This is a genomic window from Halorubrum tibetense, from assembly GCF_042661865.1.
In the GTDB taxonomy this organism is placed as follows: domain Archaea; phylum Halobacteriota; class Halobacteria; order Halobacteriales; family Haloferacaceae; genus Halorubrum; species Halorubrum tibetense.
Genome location: NZ_JBHSWW010000042.1, coordinates 1 through 15,227 on the forward strand (window position 1 = coordinate 1; position 15,227 = coordinate 15,227).

General features: G+C 64.2%; 17 protein-coding genes and 1 pseudogene. 7 read left to right on the forward strand and 11 right to left on the reverse strand.

The window, feature by feature from the left end:
* The 9 genes and pseudogenes from ACFQEU_RS04900 to ACFQEU_RS04940 form a co-directional block, all read right to left on the reverse strand.
* Positions 1-149: pseudogene (locus ACFQEU_RS04900) on the reverse strand (FKBP-type peptidyl-prolyl cis-trans isomerase); the annotation flags it as partial.
* Positions 146-2,698: an arsenate reductase (azurin) large subunit gene (locus tag ACFQEU_RS04905; RefSeq protein WP_379779838.1), complete on the reverse strand. Its 2,553-nt coding sequence runs from the start codon at positions 2,696-2,698 to the stop codon at positions 146-148. The pseudogene ACFQEU_RS04900 and the gene ACFQEU_RS04905, both read right to left, overlap by 4 nt.
* Before the next feature lie 2 nt (positions 2,699-2,700).
* Positions 2,701-3,282, reverse strand: a complete 582-nt coding sequence (locus ACFQEU_RS04910) for an arsenate reductase (azurin) small subunit (RefSeq protein ID WP_379779840.1) — start codon at positions 3,280-3,282, stop codon at positions 2,701-2,703.
* Between the two features lie 252 nt (positions 3,283-3,534).
* Positions 3,535-4,302 (reverse strand): MIP/aquaporin family protein, encoded by a 768-nt coding sequence (locus tag ACFQEU_RS04915; protein WP_379779842.1) that lies wholly within the window; start codon positions 4,300-4,302, stop codon positions 3,535-3,537.
* Positions 4,303-4,488: 186 nt separating this feature from the next.
* The gene (locus ACFQEU_RS04920) at positions 4,489-4,818 is read right to left on the reverse strand and encodes an ArsR/SmtB family transcription factor (protein WP_379779844.1); all 330 of its coding nucleotides are present in this window, start codon (positions 4,816-4,818) and stop codon (positions 4,489-4,491) included.
* Between the two features lie 138 nt (positions 4,819-4,956).
* Positions 4,957-5,409: a RidA family protein gene (locus tag ACFQEU_RS04925; RefSeq protein ID WP_379779846.1), complete on the reverse strand. Its 453-nt coding sequence runs from the start codon at positions 5,407-5,409 to the stop codon at positions 4,957-4,959.
* Between the two features lie 65 nt (positions 5,410-5,474).
* Positions 5,475-5,759, reverse strand: coding sequence for a hypothetical protein (locus ACFQEU_RS04930; protein WP_379779848.1), 285 nt, complete (start codon positions 5,757-5,759; stop codon positions 5,475-5,477).
* Positions 5,760-5,860: 101 nt separating this feature from the next.
* Positions 5,861-8,368 (reverse strand): efflux RND transporter permease subunit, encoded by a 2,508-nt coding sequence (locus ACFQEU_RS04935; protein WP_379779850.1) that lies wholly within the window; start codon positions 8,366-8,368, stop codon positions 5,861-5,863.
* Between the two features lie 555 nt (positions 8,369-8,923).
* Positions 8,924-9,313 carry an ArsR/SmtB family transcription factor gene (locus ACFQEU_RS04940; RefSeq protein WP_379779852.1) on the reverse strand — a complete coding sequence of 130 codons (390 nt, stop codon included), beginning with the start codon at positions 9,311-9,313 and terminating at the stop codon, positions 8,924-8,926.
* Between the two features lie 159 nt (positions 9,314-9,472).
* Here ACFQEU_RS04940 and ACFQEU_RS04945 point away from each other — a divergent pair, with 159 nt between their 5' ends.
* The 7 genes from ACFQEU_RS04945 (at position 9,473) to ACFQEU_RS04975 (ending at position 13,689) form a co-directional block, all read left to right on the forward strand.
* Positions 9,473-9,865: a cupin domain-containing protein gene (locus ACFQEU_RS04945; RefSeq protein WP_379779854.1), complete on the forward strand. Its 393-nt coding sequence runs from the start codon at positions 9,473-9,475 to the stop codon at positions 9,863-9,865.
* A 194-nt stretch (positions 9,866-10,059) separates the two neighbouring features.
* Positions 10,060-10,389 carry an arsenite efflux transporter metallochaperone ArsD gene (arsD, locus tag ACFQEU_RS04950; RefSeq protein ID WP_379779856.1) on the forward strand — a complete coding sequence of 110 codons (330 nt, stop codon included), beginning with the start codon at positions 10,060-10,062 and terminating at the stop codon, positions 10,387-10,389.
* A gap of 3 nt (positions 10,390-10,392) precedes the next feature.
* Positions 10,393-12,360 (forward strand): arsenical pump-driving ATPase, encoded by a 1,968-nt coding sequence (arsA, locus tag ACFQEU_RS04955; protein WP_379779858.1) that lies wholly within the window; start codon positions 10,393-10,395, stop codon positions 12,358-12,360.
* Entirely contained in the window at positions 12,357-12,737 is a 381-nt protein-coding gene (gene hcsL, locus ACFQEU_RS04960; RefSeq protein ID WP_379779860.1) for a halo-CC-star protein HcsL, read from the forward strand. Before arsA ends, hcsL begins: the two co-directional genes overlap by 4 nt.
* The gene (gene hcsS / locus ACFQEU_RS04965) at positions 12,734-12,958 is read left to right on the forward strand and encodes a halo-CC-star protein HcsS (protein ID WP_379779862.1); all 225 of its coding nucleotides are present in this window, start codon (positions 12,734-12,736) and stop codon (positions 12,956-12,958) included. Before hcsL ends, hcsS begins: the two co-directional genes overlap by 4 nt.
* Before the next feature lie 102 nt (positions 12,959-13,060).
* Positions 13,061-13,237, forward strand: a complete 177-nt coding sequence (locus ACFQEU_RS04970) for a protein translocase SEC61 complex subunit gamma (protein ID WP_379779864.1) — start codon at positions 13,061-13,063, stop codon at positions 13,235-13,237.
* The gene (locus tag ACFQEU_RS04975; protein WP_379779866.1) at positions 13,237-13,689 is read left to right on the forward strand and encodes a transcription elongation factor Spt5; all 453 of its coding nucleotides are present in this window, start codon (positions 13,237-13,239) and stop codon (positions 13,687-13,689) included. Before ACFQEU_RS04970 ends, ACFQEU_RS04975 begins: the two co-directional genes overlap by 1 nt.
* A gap of 66 nt (positions 13,690-13,755) precedes the next feature.
* Here ACFQEU_RS04975 and ACFQEU_RS04980 read toward each other — a convergent pair whose 3' ends face one another.
* Together ACFQEU_RS04980 and ACFQEU_RS04985 are read right to left on the reverse strand one after the other, a co-directional pair.
* Positions 13,756-14,280: a DUF2062 domain-containing protein gene (locus ACFQEU_RS04980; RefSeq protein ID WP_379779868.1), complete on the reverse strand. Its 525-nt coding sequence runs from the start codon at positions 14,278-14,280 to the stop codon at positions 13,756-13,758.
* A gap of 82 nt (positions 14,281-14,362) precedes the next feature.
* Positions 14,363-15,079, reverse strand: a complete 717-nt coding sequence (locus tag ACFQEU_RS04985) for a type 1 glutamine amidotransferase (protein ID WP_379779870.1) — start codon at positions 15,077-15,079, stop codon at positions 14,363-14,365.
* Positions 15,080-15,227: the final 148 nt, after the last annotated feature.

A 15,227-nucleotide genomic window follows, 5' to 3' on the forward strand; every position in this document is an offset into this window, starting at 1 on the left:
GCGGCGTCGAGGTCGGCGATGTCGGCGTCCGCGGCGACCGCTGGATCCGTGGTGTCGACGACGTGGCCGCTGTCGGCCGCACGGGCGGTGTACGCGATCCGAACGAAGTCGCCGTCCGCGAGCGCGTCCGCCTGGTCCGTCGTCGTCATTCGGGGGCGATGTTCTCCGGCTTGAAGCTCATCCGTTCCTTCTGGTCGCTCTCGCCGAGCCGGCGGACGCGACCGGTGGCGTACTTGTACCCGGGACTGGGGTTCGCGGGGTCGAGATAGCCGGGGACGATGTCGTTGGCGACCTGGCCCGGATAGAGCCAGTACGTGAACGCGAGCCCCTCCGGAACGATCTGTCCCTGCACGGCGTCGTCGTCGTCGATGACGTACGCCACGGCGGTGAAGCTCCCCTCGCCGTTCTCGCCGTACTGGCTGTACACGTCGTCGTTGACGACCTCGACGAGGTCGCCGGCCTCGATCCCCCGGGCTTCGGCGTCGTTCGGATGGAGCTGTAAGACGTTCTGCTCGTAGCGTTTGGAGATGTACTCCAGCCGCTGGTGGGTGTACATGTTCTGCCAGAGCCGGTTGAGCCGCCCGTTGGTCACCCACAGCTCGTCGTTCTCGCGGTCGGGCGTCAGCTGCTCGTACACGTCCGCGACCCGGTCCCAATCGACCCTCATGAGGATCGCCTTCCCGCTGTCGGTGAAGAACCGACCGTCACCGGGCATCTCATCGCCGTCCGGCGTGTGGAGCCGCGGCGTCCCCTCGATCTCGCCGTCCTCCAACCGAGCGGGGAGCCGAACGCCGTCCGTGTCGAGGTCGCGCATCACCGTCGACGCCGTCGTCCCGTCCTGCTCGGCCTTCTCCGCGAGGGCTTCGATGTGGTACGGATAGCCGTCGCCGTGCTCGGCGGCGAGGTGATCGAAGAGCTCGTCGCTGCTCTCCCAGTCCATATCGTCGGCACCGAGCCGGCGGCCGATGTCGGCGAAGATCTCCCAGTCGGGTCGGGCGTTCGGCGGCCCCTCCATGAACGACGCGTAGTGACGGAACCGTCGCTCGCCGTTCCACCGGTGGTGGTTGCTCTGCTCGCCGGCCTCAACCGCCTTCGCCGGTAGGACGATGTCGGCGTACTCGGTGGTCGAGTTCGGATAGATCTCCTGGTGTGTGAGCACCATCCCGCCGTCGTCGATTCGCTCGCGGAACGCCGCCATGACGTCGTCGACATCGGCGGTCTGCGGCTGTGGTCCGCTCGTCCGCTCGCGGACGCGGTTGCGGAGCGACTGCGTGTCGTGTTCGTGCCGGAGCGGATCGTTACCGATCACGTGCCAGTGGTCGATCTCGCCGTTCCGGACGCGCTCGATCGTGTTCGGCGGGACCGGAACGTCTTCGACCCGCTCGCCCGTGAACGTCTGCGTGGAGTGTTCGGCGATGACCTCGCCGCCCGGACCGCCCTCCCACCAGCCCTCCTGGTGGCCGCCGAGCCGAGTGATCCCGGTCCCCTCGCGACCGACGCTGCCGGTCAGCAGCGCGAGGTTCGCCATCGCCGCCGTGTTCTCGTGGGACCAGCCCCAGATGAGCCCCTTCTCGTAGGTGAACAGCGTCCGTGTCTCGTCGCTGTCGGGTTGCGCGATCCGCTCGGCCGCGTCGCGGATGTCCGCGGCGTCGATCCCGGTGATCTCCGCGGCGTTCTCCGGAGCGTACCGGTCGTCCGACTGGAGGAGATCGACGTACTCGTCCGGTGTCATCCCGAACTCCTCCTGATACCACCCCTCCTCGTCGATCGCGTCGCGGTCGTCCATCACCCACTCGTCGAGGGACGCCTCGTCGTGCCACCCCTGATCGACGATGTGACGCGCGATCGCGTTCAACAGGACGGGGTCAGTCGCCTCGTTGAGCTGGAGGAAGAGGCCGTCGTTGTTCTCGGCGTAGTTCGCGGTGAACGTCCGGCGCGGGTTGATCTGAATGATGTCGGCGTTACCCGCGTCCACGTACTCGTGGAAGTAGACGTCCTGGTTCTCGTAGGGGTCGCCACCGGCGATGACCATCGTCTCGGCCTCGGCCGCGTCGTCGTAGGCGGTCGACCAGTCGTACAGTCCGGAGTGCTCGACGCCCGGACTCTCGGGGGTGTACGCCGGTCGGTTGTGAAACCCGAAGTTCGGCGAGCCGATCACGTCGAAGATCAGCTTCGAGCCGGCGAAGGTGTTCTCGACGAACTGGTACGCGTACATCTTCATTCCGTACCCGTTCGGCTCGTCCCGCGTCGCGTACTCGGTGACGCGCGCGACGACCTCCAGCGCGGTGTCCCAGTCGACGGGCGTCAGCGACCCGCCGATCCGGATCTGCGGCTGTTTGAGCCGGTCGTCGAAGTCCTCGTTGTGCTTGCTGTACAGCGACTGCGCCTGCGTCCCGCCGCGGATCGAGTGTGAGCCGCCGTTGACCTCGGCGTCCGGGTCGGGTCGGAAGAGGACGTGGTACTCCCGGCCGTCCTCCTCGATGATCTGGTGCATGTTCGGCGAGGGCCACTCCCCGTATCCCGCCGGGTAATCCACGCCGAGCGCGTTGTCCTCGGCGTCAGGTCCGCCCTCCTCGCCGACGGGCCACTTGTACACCTCGTAGCTGCAGCCGACGATACAGTACCGACAGGCCCGCGGCGATCGCTCGGCGTCCGCCGGCGGGATCGGGACCTCGCTGGTGCTCGGGTTGTCCGCCATCGTCACTCGCCCTCCTCGGGGACCGGCTCCCCGTCAGCCAAGTTGTTCCGCCGACCGTGGACGAGCCCGTCCATTCCGGTCGCGAACACGTCGCCGTCCGCGACGTCGAGGCGCACTTGCGGGAGGTCGGTGGTCGCGGGACCGACGACGACGAGTCCGCCCTTCGAGAGGTCGAAACTGGTGTAATGACACGGACACGGGCCGGCGGTACCGCGCTCGGCGTCGACGTTACCCGAGACCGCACAGCCCATGTGCGTACAGAGGTTGCTGAACGCGACGATACCCTCCTCAGGGCCGACGCCGGCGTCCGCGTCCTCCGTCAGCCGTGTGAGGAAGTTACCGGAGCCGTCGAGCGGGTACTCGAACTCGACCGTCTCTCCCACGTCGATCTCGTCTACGGCCGCGATCCGGAGACGAGGGTACCGTTCGATCCGGCCGACCCGTTCGGTCGGCGACTCCGCGGGGCCGTCCCCCTCGCCCGCCGTCGGGGGTTGGAACCCACAGCCCGCAACGGACGCGGCCCCGGCCGTGCCGACGGCTCCGAGCAGCCGTCGTCGCGTGACTGAACTATCACTATCTTTCATACTGTGATGTCGATTTATGATATGTACACTTGTATCTTTCTCATACGGAGTCGGAACTCGGTGGTGATGTTATAAGGAACAAAATAATGAAGCAGAAGGCTCATACAGCGTCTTATTCTACGATACATCCCTCTCAGCACCATGGAATCATATATTAGTCGTTTCTCATCCGTACGACGCAGTCCGCCCGGCGTTGAAGGGGACCGACGGAGTCACACGGCGACTAGGCCCGGGCGGGAGACGCCTCCCGTCTCACAGGAGGTGGTAGAGTCCCGCCGCGAGGAGTGCTCCGAGGATCGGTCCCACGATCGGCACCCACGAGTACGCCCAGTCCGACGGTCCCTTGTGTGGAAACGGGAGCACCGCGTGTGCGACGCGCGGGCCGAGGTCGCGTGCGGGGTTGATCGCGTAGCCAGTGGGGCCACCTAACGAGAGTCCGATGCCGAGCACGACGAGCGCGATCGGCAGCGCCGACAGCGCCCCGAGACCGAACCCGACCTCCTGCCCGTCGATGGTGATGGTTTGAAGCACCTCGCCCGACGCGCCGTCGAGAAATCCGGCTGAGTTCAGATACAACACGCCGAAGACCAGCACGAACGTCCCGATGATCTCCGTTAGCAGGTTCGACGAGTAGTTCCGTATCTCCGGGGCCGTCGAGAAGATCGCCAGCTTCGCGTCCTCATCTTCCGTCGCAGCAAAGTGATCCTTGTATGCCAGCCACACGACCACGCCGCCGAGGAAGCCACCGATCGTCTGCGCGACGACGTACGGCGGCACCTGTGCCCAATCGAACAGTCCTGCGGCAGCGAGGCCAACCGTTACGGCGGGGTTGATGTGGCCGCCGCTGACCTGACTGATGGTGAACACGCCCATGAACACCCCGATGGCCCAGCCCCACGTGATGACGATCCAGCCGCCGCCGTTTCCTTTCGTCTCATTAAGAACGACATTGGCGACGACGCCACCGCCGAATATAATGAGGATCGCGGTCCCGATGATCTCTGCGATGTATGGATGCATTTCGTGTCTTCACTAGATTTATATCTGCACATCTATTAAACTGAAATGGATCCCTCAGTTACCGACGTTTTTTGTAGTCTACAAACAGGCAAGGCGAGTGCCTCGAAGTGTGATCCCGAGACGATCGTCACAGACATCGCTCACTCGGACAGAGAACGTCTCACCGCCGTGGGCGACCGCAGTCGCTTACCGCGTCCGATCGAGCGCCTCAACGAGCGTTTCCGCACGCCGGGTCGTAGAATAGATCCGTGATCGCCCGTCCCTCTCCTTCTGGACGAGCCCCGCATCACAGAGCAGGGTGAGCGCGTGGCTAACGGCGCTGTCGCTGATGGAGACGTACGGTGTGATCTCGTCGAAAGACATCTCGCCGTCGGCGTGGACGAGGAGCCGAACGAGGCGGTAGCGCGTCTCGTAGCCGAGTGCGGAGAGCGTTTTGACATCTGTTGCCGTGATCTCGTCGTCGATCACCGCGCCCAGATCGATCGTATCGGTTTGATCCGACGACGCGTTCGTCATAGGTCACCCGTCGTCAGTATCGGGTATAATCGTTGTGTTGCCCGTTGTCGGGCAAGCCGGGTCGGATCTGGGATGTCCCTATCGCCGACGACGGTCGTGTGTTACCATCGGGTGGTGGCGATCGCTCCGCGACAGCGATCATTCGGCGGCCGCGATCACGTCGAGCTGGACGTCCGCACCGCCGGGCAGCGAGCAGACGCCGACCACGGTTCGTGGCGGAAACTCGACGTCATCGAACCGCGACTCATACACCTGATCGACCACTGCCGCGGCGTTCGGGTTCGTGAGCTGCACCTCGAGTTTCACCACGTCAGCGAGCGTCGTGTTCCGGTTCCGGAGCATCAGTTCGAGTCGATCGAGACACATCCGCACCTGCTCCTCGATCGGTCTCGTCCCGACGATATCGCCGTTGATCTCCGGGAGGACCCCCTGAAAGAACACCAGATCGGACTGGCCCGTACGCGTTCCGAGCGGACCGACGTTCGTGACCGAGTCACGCTGCCGTGCGCTCTCGACACTCAGCTGACGGTCGACGTTCAACTCGTCGTTACGAGCCGATCTTTCGTCGACGGCACGTGCGTTTTGCGACACACGATTGAATATACCTTGAATCAATTAAGCCGTTTCGATCGGTTCTAGAGACGGATCGGTCCCCGTCACTCGGCGGTTACGGCGGAGGGGCGACAGGTGCCACAGGTTTCGGGGTCCGGACAGTCGAACGGGTCGGTCCGCTCCGCGGATGTGGCGGTGTTGGAACTCGTTTCAGCGTCGCGATCGGCGGCGTAGAGACCCGTTCCCGGCTGTGTGTTCGTCTGCTTGTACAGTCCGTCGCCCCTCGTTCGGAGCCCACCGTAGACGGTACGCGGCGGGCCGTCCGCTTCCGACGAATCGTGTCGCGTCTCGAAGGCGCTCCGGATCGCTGCGAGTATGGTTTCCAGCATCTACCAACAATTGAGCATATATTAATGTAAATTGCTCGGCCGAGGAAGCGCTGTTGGAGTCGAGTCCGGACTGTGGTGTGGGAAAGCCGGATTTGCGCCTTCTACTCTGTCGATGACGGTTCGGTGCCGGTCAGTAGGTACCCGCGACGTGTAAGGATCAGCGCGACCGCGGGCATGAGCACGAACGCCGTGAGAAGCGCCGCGCCCATCGCCAGAGCGATCGCGATTCCGAAGTTCGATAGCACGGGGAACACCGAGACCGTCAGCACGCCGAACCCGAGCATCGTCGTCGCTCCGGAGCCGAGCACGGGGCGGGACTTCTGGACGAGCGCCGTGGCGATCGCCCGGTCCGGCGACGAGCCGCCGCCGACCTCCTCTCGGAAGCGCTCGTAGATGTGCACCGCGTAGTCGATCCCGATCCCGAGGATGATCGCTGCGGTCGTCACGGTCAGCGGGTTCCACGGCACGCCGAGCGCATACATCCCGCCGGCCGTTATCGCCAGTGCCCCTCCGGAGACGCTTCCGACGAGCAGCACCGACTCGCGGCCGGAACGCAACACGAGCCCTAAGAACAGTGCGCCGAGCCCGAAGCTGACGAGAGTCGTTCGAGTCAATCCTGACGTCACGTTCTCGATGACGTTCCGGTTGAGAACCATCTCCCCGGTCACGCGCGTCTCCATGTGGTCCGGAAGCGTCGCGTCCGCTGTCGCTTTGGTGTCGTCGATCACCTCACGTTCGGTCTGTCCCTCGATGTCCTCAACGAACACCTGAACCACGATCCGGTCGGGGTGGTCGGCGGGCGTCAACCCGAGCTGTGGCGGCCGGTCAACGCGTGTTCGATGATCGAGCGCCGCGTCGAATTCGTCCGGTTCCGGGAACGTATCGCCTTGTGGGCCGGTCGCGGGCGGGCTCGCCTCACCCACCTCCATCGCACGAGCGGGGCTCATAACCGTCACGATGTGTTCGTGTTGCTCCGCCTCGTGTTGGAACTCCCTTACTGACTGGAAGTTCTCGTACGTGTAGGCGTCGTCCGTCTCGATGATGACGTAGTTGATGTTCGGACTCGGAACCGTCGCCTCGAGCTCCCGGATCTCCTGTCGCTCTTCGATGTCCGGCCAGTAATCAAGCATGTCCTCTTTGGTGTCGACCGCGGGATATGCCGTAGCACCTCCGACGACGACCGCACTGAGTAGTAACACGATCAGCAGCGGACGCGCCGCGATCACTCCCGAGAGCCGTCCGAACACGCCCTCCACAAAGCCGGTCGTCTCGTCCACGGTGTCGTTCCGCCCCGCGCCGTCGGGATCGGTCGTCGATGTGACCGCCGCCTCGGGCTCATCGAACGTCACCAGCAACGCGATGAGGAAGGTGATCGATAACACCATCGCGGCGAGCACGCTGAAGACGACGGTGATGCCGAACTGACGGACCGGCGGCACGTCGGCGATCAACAGCGATCCGAGCCCCACCGCTGTCGTTCCGAGGACGATCGCCAAGGAGCGACCTGTCGTCCGCGCCGCGACTTCGGCAGCATCGATCGGTTGACGGCCGTGTTCTCGTTCCTCAACGTATCGGGTCTGGATCTGGAGGCTGTAGTCGATCGCGAGTCCGAGGGCGATCGGCATCACGCCAAGCATGATCGCGTTGAAGTCGAACCCGACGAACCCCATCATTCCGAGCATCAACAGGACGACCGACAACGACGTGACGAGCGGCAGTGCGACACGCCGGGTCTTCCGCAGCCGCCCGTGCATGATCGCCACGACTAACAGGAGAATGATCCCGAACGCCATGGCGAACAGCTGGATCATCTCCGGGAGCATCATCCCAAAGGCGGCCTCCTCGAAGACTGGCGTTCCGGTGAACGTCAGCTCCATTCCGTCGAGGTCTGCGTTCGCAGTGGTCTCTCTGAGTTGCTCCTCGACGATCTCGTCCTCGCTCGTCGGTAGAAAGCCGAACAGTTCGCCGTCCCGGTCTTCGGGGACCTCGATGTCTCCGTACTGCACGATGATGATACCGGTGTCCCCCCCGTCGAACATGTCTTCGGCGTCCTCAACGACCATCGGATACGCATCCGGGTCGACACCGTCGGGGATCTCCGGATACTGCTCTGTGTCCTGAATATCCGGGTGTAGGTTCGCGATGACACCCATGTTCGACCGGTGTTCGTTATACGAGTAGCTCAGGGAGTAGAGGATGTCCTCCCTCGTTTCCGGCACTTCCCCGCCACCCGGCCCAGCCTTGACCGGATGGACGGGACTGGTCACGAGGGCAGCAGCGTCGACATCGTCGTAATACGACCCGTACAGATCTGACAGCTGTTCTTGTGTTTCCGGGTCGTACAGATCCGTCCCGTCGTCAGTTTCGACGACGACGAAGACGACGTTTCCTTTGTCGAAGTCCGCCTGGATCTCTTCCCAGTCCTGCATCGTCTGGGAGTCGTCGTCGACGTACAGCTCCATACCGAGGCTCATCTGGACGCCGGCAGCACCAACGACCGAGAGGAGTAGCAGAACGAGAACGCCGGCGAACACCGCTCGTCGATTGCTCGCAGCTGTTCGACCGATCCGACCGAGTACGCTCCGTGTGTTTCTGTCGTCTTCAGGCATTCATTTGACCTCCAATTTGTTGTCTACTGTTGTGAGCACTATACATCTCTATATCCACAATTTCGGTCCGGCACCTGATCACGTGTTGTCGATATGACCGCATACTGGGAGGAGGCGATTAGCTGGACAGATCTCCGCAAACTGCTTTGAACGGGTTTTAAACCGGAAAGAGCGGAAATCACGATCAACAACTCGTGGACTGTCCATGCTAATTCGATACCGAGAAGCGTGACTATGCCGGATATACAGTGCACACTACTTTCGTATAGTCTTGCCATTTCTACACAAGATAGTTAAACGGATTTAGCCACTTAAATCTGTTTTCGACGTACGATCGAATACGGCGGATCGACTGATGGTGGCTCCCGACGCGACGAGGACGACGGAAGTCGACATCCGAGTAGCGAACATTGAAAACGCGGTCCGGATCGAACCGATCGTCGAAGTATCGTTGATCGAGCAGTCCACTCGGCGTCGAGGTGGTCGTCCGACGTCGAGTCGGTACTGATGAGACAGGGAGTTATCGACGTGGGAGATTCACACTGGGTTAGGAGGTTACCGGCGTGACCCGTCGAGTGCGACCAACAGGGCAGTGGCTTGCGCTGTGGCCTCGTACTTCCGCCACTTTCCGTCCTTGCGGCGAGTGACGAGACCGGCGTCGGTGAGCTGCGAGAGAGCGTGGCTTATCGCGCTGTCGCTAACGTCCAACAGCGGCGAGATCTCACAGACACAGAGCTCGTCGTCCGCGGTGTGGAGCAGGCGGACGATCTTGTACCGGGTCCCGTTGGCGAGCGCGGACAAGAGGTCCACGTCGGCCTCGAAATCGGATTCACCGGTCCGCTCGTCCAGCTCCTCGAGTTCGGCCAGTCGCTCGGAGAGATCCTCGTCGGTACAGCTCCCACACTCGTCGGCGACGTACCGACGAAGCCGATCGGTCGATGACATACGGGATATTTGAGCGAATGAGTGATTAAGCGTTGTGGATCGGGGGGATTCGACCCGGCAGTTGAACCGGAACGAATTAGTGCTTATTCAATCAATTCGGTGTATGCGATCGAGTACTTCGCGCCCCCCGAACGCGAACCGACCGGAGTGTGCCGTCTGATGGCCGCGTACGAGCGAGTCAACTACGCCGACGTCGAACCCGTCTCGGGAGCGATGCGCTCGCTCACCGAGTCGCTCGGCAGCGAACAGGTGGGGGTGTCGATGGTGCGGTGTGAACCCGGCTGGCGGAACGAACCGCACGACCACGTGGCGGACGACCACGAGGAGGTGTACGTGCTCCTCGAGGGCGAGGCGACCGTCGTCGTGGACGACGACTCGGTGTCGATGGAGCCGGGCGACGCGGTGTGGATCCCGCCGCGGGCGACTCGTCAGATCCGCAATTCGGAGACCGATAGCGCGTTCGTGTTGATCAGCGCGCCGGCGTCACAGTGTCGGACGACAACGTGTACGAACGACGTCGATTCGTGGTCCGCGGACGGGTTCGTCGGGTGACCGGTCAACGCAACGCCCCACCACCCACGCGCTTCTCTCCACCGAAGGGTTTATGAATAACTGAGCGTTTCTTCAAATGAAGTCGGTTGAGTGATGCACTGGCGGTCCGATCGCGAACGGAGAGAAAGTTCAAACGAACCGTCCTCCATTGACCGCCGGCCACTAACCACCGACGACAGCCGATCAACCCACACATGACCGAACTCACTCTGTACGAAGAAGCGATGTGTTGTTCCACGGGCGTCTGCGGACCGGATCCCGACGACGAACTGGTCGAAGTCAGCGCGGCCCTCGACCAGCTCGAGGACGCGTTCGACGACCTCGATGTCACTCGGGCGAACATGCAACACGACATCGACCGGTTCCTCGAAACGCAGCGGATCTACGACCGCGTTCAAGAGAACGGTCCGTCGATCCTCCCGATCACGGTCGTCGACGACGAGATCGTCGCCGAGGGGGAGTACCTCTCGTACGACGAGCTGACCGCAGCTATCGACGGAAACCTGACCCCGCAGGAGGCCTGAACGATGGCACGGACAGCACAACAGCCGGAAGCGAGTGAAACGACCGCGCGCGAAGTCGTCGAGCCGAGCGGCGACGACACCGAGTTCGTCTTCTTCAGCGGGAAAGGCGGCGTCGGCAAGAGCACCGTGAGCTGTGCGACCGCGACGTGGCTCGCCGACAACGACTACGAGACGCTGCTGGTGACGACCGACCCCGCGCCGAACCTCTCCGACATCTTCGGGCAGTCGATCGGCCACGAGGTCACCGCGATCGACGGGGTCGAGAACCTCTCCGCGATCGAGATCGATCCGGACACCGCCGCCGAGGAGTACCGTCAAGAGACGATCGAACCGATGCGCGAACTGCTCGGCGAGGAGGAGATACGGACTGTCGAAGAGCAGCTCAACAGCCCCTGTGTCGAGGAGATCGCCGCCTTCGACAACTTCGTCGACTTCATGGACAGCCCGGAGTACGACGCCGTCGTCTTCGACACCGCCCCTACCGGCCACACGATTCGACTGATGGAGCTCCCGTCCGACTGGAACGCCGAACTCGAGAAGGGGGGCTCGACCTGTATCGGGCCCGCCGCCTCGATGGAGGACAAGAAGGCGCAATACGAGCGCGCCATCGACACGCTCCAAGACGGCGAGCGCACCTCTTTCGCGTTCGTCGGCAAACCGGAGGACTCGTCGATCGATGAGATCGAACGGAGCGCGAGCGACCTCGCCGACCTCGGGATCGACTCACAGCTCCTGATCCTCAACGGCTACCTCCCCGAGTCGGTGTGTGAAGACCCGTTCTTCGAGGGGAAACGCGCGGACGAACAGGCGGTCATCGAGCGCGCTCGCGAGGAGTTCGACGCCGACGCGACGGCGACGTACCCGCTTCAACCGGGTGAGATAGCCGGACTCGATCTGCTCGCCGACGTGGGGGGCGTCCTCTACGACGGGGCGGACGCGACCGTGGACGTCGGCACGGCCGCCGACGAGGACGGCGCAGGGGCAGCCAGCGACGACGGGACTGACTTCGAGGCAGTGACCGATCCGGACGCTGTCGTCGACCAGCTCACGCCCGGCGAGGAGACGGAGTACCTCTTTTTCACCGGGAAGGGCGGCGTCGGCAAGAGTACGATCGCCTCGACGGCGGCGACGAAACTCGCCGAGGCGGGCCACGAGACGCTCGTCGTCACGACCGACCCGGCAGCACACCTCGAGGACATCTTCGGCGAGCCCGTGGGCCACGAGCCCACGTCGGTGAGCCAAGCCAACCTCGACGCGGCCCGGATCGATCAGGAGGAGGCGCTCGCCGAGTACCGCGAGCAGGTCCTCGACCACGTCACCGAGATGTACGAGGACAAGGAGGACACGCAGATCGACGTCGACGCCGCGATCGCGAACGTCGAAGAGGAGCTGGAGTCGCCGTGTGCCGAGGAGATGGCCGCCTTGGAGAAGTTCGTGAGCTACTTCGACGAGGACGGCTACGACGTCGTCGTCTTCGACACCGCCCCTACCGGCCACACGCTCCGGCTGCTCGAACTCCCCTCCGACTGGAAGGGGTTCATGGACCTCGGGTCGCTGACGAAGGGTGCCGCGCCCGCGAAGGGCGACAAGTACGACGAGGTCATCGAAACGATGAAAGACCCCGAACGGAGCACGTTCGCGTTCGTGATGTATCCCGAGTACACCCCGATGATGGAGGCGTATCGGGCCGCCGAGGACCTCCGCGATCAGGTCGGTATCGAGACCTCGCTGGTCGTCGCCAACTACCTCCTCCCCGAGGAACACGGCGACAACGCCTTCTTCGCGAACCGGCGCGCCCAGCAGGCGACGTACCTCGAGGAGATCCGCGACCGGTTCGACGCGCCGCTCATGTCCGCACCGCTTCGGCGCGAGGAACCGATCGGGTTGGCGGCGCTCCGCGACTTCGGCGAGGAGATCCCGGGACTGGCGGCTATCCCCGAGACGGACGCCCCGGAGGTGACGCCCTCGTGAGCGACGCGCGTCCGTCCGAACCCCAGGGCGAGCCGAGCGTCGAGCCGAAGCTGCAGGCGTTCATCGAGACGATCAAGCGCTCCGGCACGTATCGAGACTTCATCGAGGCGGACGAGTCGCTCGCGGACGACCCGGAAGCGATGGCGCTGCTCCGGGAGTACCGGGAGACCCGGATGCGGCTCCAGCGGAACGGGTTCGACGAGTCGACGATGGCGGAGCTCCGCGACCTCCGCCAGGAGATGGCCGACGTCGAGACGATCCAGCGACACCAAGCGGCACGGGACGCGCTGGTGGAGCTGTTAGCGCGGACGAACGACGTCATCAGTGAGGAGATCGGCCGCGAGTTCGCGCAGTCGACCGGAGGTGGGTGCTGTTGAGCACCCCGGACGACCCCATCGCTGGGGACGACGGCCCGGTCGACTACGCCGACGAGGACGTGATCGCTGCCGCCGAGGCGCTCGCTACGGAGCTGGCGGCGGCACAGGCCGAGTCGACGACGGCGGAGATCGACTCGCTACTCATGCGGTGTACCGAGGAGATATCCGACGAGACGGGGGTCGACTACGGACGCGCCTGCGGTGCCGGCGGGAGCTGTTGAACGACAGCTGTCCCTCGTAGGGATCGCCGCCGACACGTGGCGGTCCGGGGCGCGACCCGCATCAAAAGGTAAAAACCGTCTCGCCTCGAAGCCGCTCGTAACATGGACGTCCCGTACGACCTCAACAGTTACATTCGCGTGTTGAAACTGGCGAGCACGCCGAGCACCGGTGAGTTCCTCCAGGTGTCGAAGATCGCCGGGGCGGGCATCATCCTCGTCGGGTTCATCGGCTTCCTGATCTTCGCGGTCATGAGCCTCCTCCCGGGGGTCGGCGCGTAATGCCGATCTTCTCGGTCAAGACCACGGCGAGCCAAGAGCGCACCGTCGCCGACATGCTCGCCGAGAAAGAGATGCCCGAGATCCAAGCGGTGATCGCTCCCGACCAGCTCACGAGCTACGTGATGGTCGAGGCGAGCGACGGGAGCGTCTTCGCCCGGATCCTCGACGAGATCCCCCACGCCCGTGGCGTCATCCAGGGCGCGGACGGCCCCGCGGAGAGCCCGTTCTCCGAGGTCGAACACTTCCTCTCGCCGACCCCGGACGTGGAGGGGATCGGTGAGGGTGACATCGTCGAGCTGATCGCCGGACCGTTCAAAGGCGAGAAGGCTCGTGTCCAGCGGATCGACGAGGGGAAAGATCAAGTGACCGTCGAGCTGTACGAGGCGACCGTCCCCATTCCGGTGACGGTCCGTGGCGACCAGATCCGCGTGCTCGACTCCGAGGAGCGGTAACGCGCGTTCTTCCGGTCGGGCTCCCAACCGTTTCGTTTGTCCTCTCCAGCGTTCCCCGTTCCGCCGTCAGTCGTCCGTTCCGGGCGGCGCTTCGGTCTCCGTCCCGTCCGGGTCGACGATATCCGCGACCGCATCGACGACATCGATCTGGTGGGTTCGGTACGCCTCCACGAGCCGGAGACAGACGAAATATCCCGGGACCGCGGCGACGACCGCCAGGATCAGGTTACCGACGAGGAGCCGGATCACGATCTCCGGGCCGGCCGACAGCGACACCTCCGCGGGCGTTACGCCCGGGACGGGCCCCAGTATCAACACCCCGAGGGTGAAACTGGCGGCGTACACCCCCCACTTCACTACCGGGTTGAACACGATCACGGACGCGACGAGCGCCGCGCGGTTGATCCGATCGAACAGCCACGCGAGGAGGAAGAAAAGCAGGAGGCCGGTCCCGAGCGTCGGCAGCATGGTGATGAACACCCCGATCGAGAAGCTTCCCGCCGTCTCACGCGGGGTGTACTCCTCGGCGAAGGAGTGCTGTAGCTCCGTTTTGATCCGCCCGAGCCACTCGTTCGTCCGGCCAACGATCATCTCCCTCTGCTACACCACCACACGGAAAGTAGTTGTCGCCGACTCCTTGTTCCTCAGGCGTTCCGGAGCGTCGCCATGGCCGTCAATCGGTCGTGACCCGAGCCGTCCCCCGCTCCGCGGCCAAGTCACGGGCGTAGCCGACGAAGTTGTCGAACAGCGCCTTCGCTTCACAGGCAGCGTCGTACGCCTCGGGGGTGATCCCCGCGAGCACGTCGTCGACGCGGGCGTCGCCGAGCCGGTCGCGTTTCCCTTCGGTCACCTCTCGGGCGGTATCGAGGTCGTACTCCGGGTGGAACTGGACCCCCCAGCAGTGACCGTTACGGAAGGCGTGGACGCCGTGTTCGTTCTCGGCGAGTAGCGTCGCACCCGGCGGGAGCGTCGTCACGGTGTCGCCGTGAGTGGTGAAGACCGTGAACGACTCGTCGATGTCGGCGAACAGCGGGTCGTCACGGACGCGGTGGACCGCGTTGTAGCCGATCTCGAACCCGTCCATGCCGGCGACGTGGCCGCCGAGCGCCTCCGCGAGCACCTGATGGCCGTAACAGACGCCGAGGACCGGAACCCCGGCTTCGGCGGCCTCGGCGACGTACTCGACGAGCGGCGGGATCCACGGCTCGTCCCAGTAGACCGAGGAGCGCGAGCCGGTGACGACGACGCCGTCGAACTCGGTGTGGTCGGGGAGATGGCCGTCGACGGCGTCGAACTCCGCCAGGTCGGCGTCGAGCTCGCGCCGGAAGTTCCGACGCGTGCTCGCGCCGTCGTGTGCGGCGTTCAACAGGGCGAACCGGAGACGTGTCATCGGGTGTACGGAGGGGCGAACACCCCAAAACGGTTACGTCGCCGGACCGGCCCGGTCACGTCCGCGGACTGCCCTGGTCACGTCGGCGAGTCCGCCCGATCACGCCGACGGGTCGGCGGTCCGCTCCGCGAGCCAGCCGACGACGCGG